Genomic DNA, 5,672 nt, shown 5'->3' on the forward strand with positions numbered 1-5,672 from the left:
ATGACTATTATTAGTTTTAAAAGTTTCAACATCAACAATACAATATTCAATTTTTAAAATATATTTAAAAATAACATTTAAAGTGTAAATTAACCTATTTGAAATTATATCGGAATAAACTAAAATCATTTTAAGTTATTAAAAATTTTCTTTAGGTTTTTACTTTCATTTTCCCAATTATAAACTGCTGCAGTTTTATTTAAATTTTCACACCAAATGTTATATTCTTGTTTGTTTTTTAACATTTCAGAGACTATATTTGCTAATTCCTTAGGGTTGTGTGTATTAGTTACTTTTCCAATATTATTTTCAGAAACAAGTTCTGCTACATTTTTCCTGTTTGAAACTAACAATGGTGTTCCAGCTTGAATGTAATCAAAAACTTTATTTGGCAAACTAAATTCGTAATTTAAGTTTGTGTTTTTATCTAAAGAAATTCCAATATCTGCAATTTCTGTAAATTTCATTAATTCAGTATAATTCATTTTATTGAGTAGAATAACTTTTCTTTCTAATTTTAAAGATTTTATTTTGGCTTTTAAAGTTTCAAAAACATCACCTGAACCAATTATATATAAAAGAGTGTCTTTTAAATATTGCATCATTTCTACAGTTTCTTCAGCTCCACGGTCTGCATTTATACCTGAGCCTTGTATAATAAGCATATTTTGATCCCCTTTTATTATTTTTAAAAAATCAATATCAATATTTCCCTTATTATATATAGGAGCTAAGTTTCTAATTACATAAACAGGAATATTATATTTTGAAGTATATATCTTCGCAATTATATTATTTACAGTATAAAAATTTTTAAGTTTAGGTAATATAAATTCTTCAATTCTAAGCCAAAATTTTTGTACGAAAGGTCTGTTAATTAATTCAGGGACTTCTGTAAATAATTCATGACTGTCATATACTAATTTTTTATTAAAAAGCTTACTTATTATATAATTAGGTAATAAGGTATCTAAATCATTTGAAAGTAAAATGTCTTTTTTTAGAAATAAAAGTTTAAAAAACAAGCGTAAATTATATTCTGCATAAAACAAAAAACCAGAAGTAAACAAAAGTTTCATTCTGGTTGTGTTATAATTTCTGTTAATTAGTTCACTATTTTTAAATCTTCGGCCTATCAATAATACATCAAAATTCATTTGTGCTAAAGTAGTACATACTTTATGAACTCGTTGGTCTGTTATTAAATCATTTGTTACAGAAACTAATATTCGTTTCAAGGCATAAAAATTTTATGCAAAATAAGAAATTTATTTATCTTTTTTAGTAAGATAATAAACGTTAAGTAATAATATAAATCCGTTAGTTATTATAATTGGCCAAGAAATAGTAAGCATTATTCCATATACTACAAATAATAATGCTCCAACTGAATTAACGATTCTTAAAGTACTTACATTTTTCATCATAAATGAAATGATTAGCACAACTGAGGCTAAATAACCTACCCACTCTGTATATGTAATTCCGAATATCATATTGTTTAATTTTTTTTAAAGCCGACAAATATAGCTATAAAAATATTAGGAATAGTCTGTGAAAAAAGAAACCTCACCCAAAAAGAATTGAGTGAGGAAAATTGCTATGAAAAAGATGGTAAGCTATGAAACTTACCGAAGCAAATATAAGGACTTTTTTAATACGGAAAAATAAATTTTTGTTAAATTTTCAAAAAAGAATACTTATGTGACAAAAATCACTAGTTTTTAATTTTAGAAAAAATTGCTTCATAAATTAAATTATGAATAACAGTTCTAATATCTTTTTCACCAAGTTTATTGTTAATCATAGTTGGATAAACTCTATTAGATAAAAACACATATAAAATACCATTTTCAGGATCTACCCAAGCGTATGTACCTGTAAAACCACTATGACCAAAACTATTTGCAGAAGCATATTTACTACTTGCTTTAATTTCAGGATTTAAATCGGGTTTGTCAAATCCAAGCCCTCTTCTTATGCTATCATTTTCATAATATCTATGGTTGAATTTGTCAATAGTTTTGCTTTCTAAGTATTTTTTACCTCCGTAATAACCTTTTTGTAAATACATTTGCATCATTTTAGCAACATCATTAGAATTTGAAAATAAACCAGCATTACCACTAACACCATTCATCATTCCTGCTCCCATATCGTGAACATCACCTTGTAAAATTTGATGTCTGTAATAATCATCTACTTCTGTTGGAGCAATTTCAGATATGTCAAATCTATTTAACGGGTTGTATCCTAGTGTATTTGCTCCTAATGGTTTATAAAAATTTTCATTGTTTAATTCATCCATTTCTTTATGAAACGTGTCTTTTAAGTATTTTTTAAATAGGTAAAAAAGCAGGCCGCTGTATTTGTAACCTTCATTTTTTAATTGTGGCACCTCAGCAATTCTTTTATAAATAGTATCTGTATAAGAATCAATCAGATATAAATTTTCAGTGATTTTAATTGAAAACCCTTCGCTTTTTTTAGTTTTATATAAATTTGGAAACGGTTTTTTGGTTATACTATCTACCGTTTCTAAATAATAAGGAATCCAAGGTTTAATTTTTCCAATGTGAGACAAGGCTTCTTTTAAAGTTATAGTATCTTTATTTGAACCTTTTAAATAAGGCATAAATTTACCCAGTGTTTCATCTAAATTTAGCAAACCAGTTTCTTCACTTTTCATAATCATAGGCAAGCCACCTAATATTTTTGTTACTGAAGCCAAATCGTACAAATCAGTTAATTTTACAGCTTGTTTTTTATCATACGTTTGGTATCCAAAACTTTTATGATACACTACTTTTCCGTAACGAGCAACTAAAACTTGTCCGCCAGGAGCCATTAAAGAATCAACAACCATAGTAGTTACAGAATCTATTTTAGTGAGAAACTTACTATCCATATCAACTTCTTCAGGAATTGTATAAGATAATCTCATTAAATTTGTAGTAGACAATCCAGTTCCTTCTGGGAATACGGTTTTAATAGAAACAGGCAGCTTTCCTTTTGTTTCTATCGCTCCAAAAATCATTTGTGCTGAAATTTCCTGAGATACTTTACTGTTTTGGTACGAAACTAAAACAGCATTTATATTTTTGAAATCTGCAATATCTAATAAGGTGTAAGGACTAGCAAAAACATCTAAAATCACTTCGTTATTTTTTGAAATTTCTTCTAGCCAAAGAAGCTCTTCTTTAGTCATTTTAAAGCTTTTCCAAGGATTTTCATTGGATTTATGATAGCCAATAATAACAGTGTTATATGGTTTTAGTTTTTGAAGTAAATCAGATAAATTTTCATCTGAAACAATATCAACTTGAGTATATTTTTTTAAAGTATTTGTGAAGTCGAAATTATCAGAATCTCCTAATTTAACGTAGGCTATTTTATTATTTGATAACTCTTGAATTGGGACAATAGCTTCCTTACTTTGGACTAGAGTTATAGCTTCTTTCATTAAAGATCGATACAATAACTCGTCTTTTATTGTGATAATATCTTCTTGAATACCATCCTCTTTTATGGGTGTAAAATTGTTTAAACCAGCCCAGTATTTTGCTTTTAATATTTTTTTAACGGAAGCATCTAAACGCTCTTTGCTAATTTTATTTTTCCTAATGGCTTTTTTTATTTTTTTTATGGCAACTTTAATATCTTCAGGAATCAGCAACATATCATTTCCTGCAATAAATGCAGCCAAATCTATATCACCGGGTTTTGCAAAATTTGCTGCGCCTTTCATATTTAAAGCATCGGTAAAAATTAGACCGTTAAAACCCATTTTTTCTTTTAAAAGTCCTGTGATTACTTTGTGTGAAATAGAAGTAGGTACTCCAGGTTTTGGATCTAATGAAGGCACATTTAAATGAGCCACCATAACGCTCGCTAAATTAGTTTTGAATAGCTCTTTATAAGGAAACAATTCAATAGAATCTAAACGTTCTAGAGTAAAATCAAGGGAAGGAAGTGTTTTATGAGAATCAGATGAAGTATCTCCGTGACCCGGAAAATGTTTTGCATTTGCAAGTACTCCAGTACGTTGCATACCATTTGTGAAAGCAATTGCTTTTTCAGTTACATTGTATTTGTTTTCACCAAAAGAACGATTTCCAATAATTGGATTTGCAGGGTTTGTATTAATGTCTACAACTGGTGCAAAGTTAACGTGTATTCCAATTCTTTTGCAATGTTCACCTAATTGTTCGCCAAATTGCTCAATTAATATATTGTTTTGAACTGCACCTAATGTCATGTTCCAAGGATAACGAAAAGAATTTTTTAATCGCATATTTAACCCCCATTCACCATCAAAACCAATTAGCAAAGGAATTTTAGATGTTGCTTGGTAAATATTTGTTAATTCAGCTTGTTTTTTAGGTGTTCCTTGCATGAAAATCAATCCTCCAATGCGGTACTTTTTTATAATTTTATTGATTTTTTTGGTATGTTTTTCATCTTTATTAGAATACGCTTGCATCATAAATAGCTGCCCTATTTTTTGTTTTAAGGTTAGACTATTCATCTTATTTTCAACCCATTCTTCTTGATTTTCAGCATCAGAAGTTAATAAGGGATCAATTTGTTGCCCATAGCTTGTTGTTAAGAATAAGAAGATGCTTACTATGATTATTTTTTTCATTTTTAATGTTTTTTTATTCTTTTAATTGTACTCCAGTTCCGTTTAATTCTGAAAATAAGATGTTACCATTTTCGAGTTTTACACCATTGGCAATATCATTTTTTAATAATAAAGCACCATCCATATCTACATAATCTAATATTGGTGTTAAATGTGCAATTGCTGAAATACCAACGGAAGATTCGGTCATACAGCCAACCATCGTTTTTAGACCTAAAGATTTGGCTTTTGTAATCATTCTTTTTGCAGGTGTTAAACCACCACATTTCATTAATTTAATGTTTACACCGTGAAAATGATTGTAACATTTCTCAATATCACTTTCTATAATACAACTTTCATCAGCAATGATTGGTAAATATGAATTGTCAAAAACTATTTTTGCACCTTTCCAATTATTTGCGGGTAATGGCTGTTCAATAAATTCCACACCTAATTTTTGTAATTCAATGGCGTTTTTTAAGGTTTCATTTACCGACCAACCGCAATTTGCATCTATTCTGAAAATGGAGTTTGAGTGTTTTCTTAGTTCAGTAACTATCTGAATATCATCTTTTGTTCCCAACTTAATTTTATAAATAGGCCAAGGCATTTCTTTCATTTTTGAAACCATATTTTCTATGGTGTCAATTCCGATTGTGAAATTTGTTTGAGGAAGATTTTCAAGTTTCAAATTCCAATATTGGTATAATTTCACTCCTTTTTTACGCGTATATAAATCTGAATAAGCTTCATCTAAAGCACACAGTAAAAACATATTTTCTTTAAAATATGGGAGTAAGTAATCCCAATATTCTTCAGGGTTTTTATCTGAAACAGCTTCAATAATTTCACGTTTTTCTAGAAGTTCCTTTTCAAATTGCTCAACAAAAGTATTGTAATATGGATTTGCAGTTGCTTCTCCAAATCCTGAAACACCATTTTCTTGAAGTTCCACTATAATTGAAGGAATTTCAGTTCTAGTGCCTCTTGAAATTGTAAAAGGGTGTTTTAATTGTAAATTGAATGTTCGTATAATTAGCTTCAT

At 28.3% G+C, this 5,672-nt stretch carries 4 protein-coding genes; all 4 read right to left on the bottom strand.

All coding sequences use genetic code 11. From position 1 onward, the window contains the following. Nucleotides 1-125: 125 nt before the first annotated feature. Nucleotides 126-1,238 carry a glycosyltransferase gene (locus Q0352_RS01235; RefSeq protein ID WP_299522329.1) on the bottom strand — a complete coding sequence of 371 codons (1,113 nt, stop codon included), beginning with the start codon at nucleotides 1,236-1,238 and terminating at the stop codon, nucleotides 126-128. Between the two features lie 30 nt (nucleotides 1,239-1,268). Further along, nucleotides 1,269-1,496, bottom strand: coding sequence for a uroporphyrinogen decarboxylase (locus Q0352_RS01240; RefSeq protein WP_299522332.1), 228 nt, complete (start codon nucleotides 1,494-1,496; stop codon nucleotides 1,269-1,271). A gap of 221 nt (nucleotides 1,497-1,717) precedes the next feature. After that, nucleotides 1,718-4,645, bottom strand: coding sequence for a glycoside hydrolase family 3 N-terminal domain-containing protein (locus Q0352_RS01245; protein WP_299522335.1), 2,928 nt, complete (start codon nucleotides 4,643-4,645; stop codon nucleotides 1,718-1,720). 13 nt (nucleotides 4,646-4,658) lie between these two features. Beyond that, nucleotides 4,659-5,672 (bottom strand): dipeptide epimerase (locus tag Q0352_RS01250; RefSeq protein ID WP_299522338.1); only part of this gene is annotated, 1,014 nt, incomplete at its 5' end.

It is taken from the genome of uncultured Lutibacter sp. (assembly GCF_937891065.1).
Lineage (GTDB): Bacteria > Bacteroidota > Bacteroidia > Flavobacteriales > Flavobacteriaceae > Lutibacter.

Coding starts and splice junctions, on each gene's coding strand:
- Q0352_RS01245 (WP_299522335.1), bottom strand. CDS start 4,645: ATGAAAAAAATAATCATAGTAAGCATCTTCTTATTCTTAACAACAAGC.
- Q0352_RS01240 (WP_299522332.1), bottom strand. CDS start 1,496: ATGATATTCGGAATTACATATACAGAGTGGGTAGGTTATTTAGCCTCA.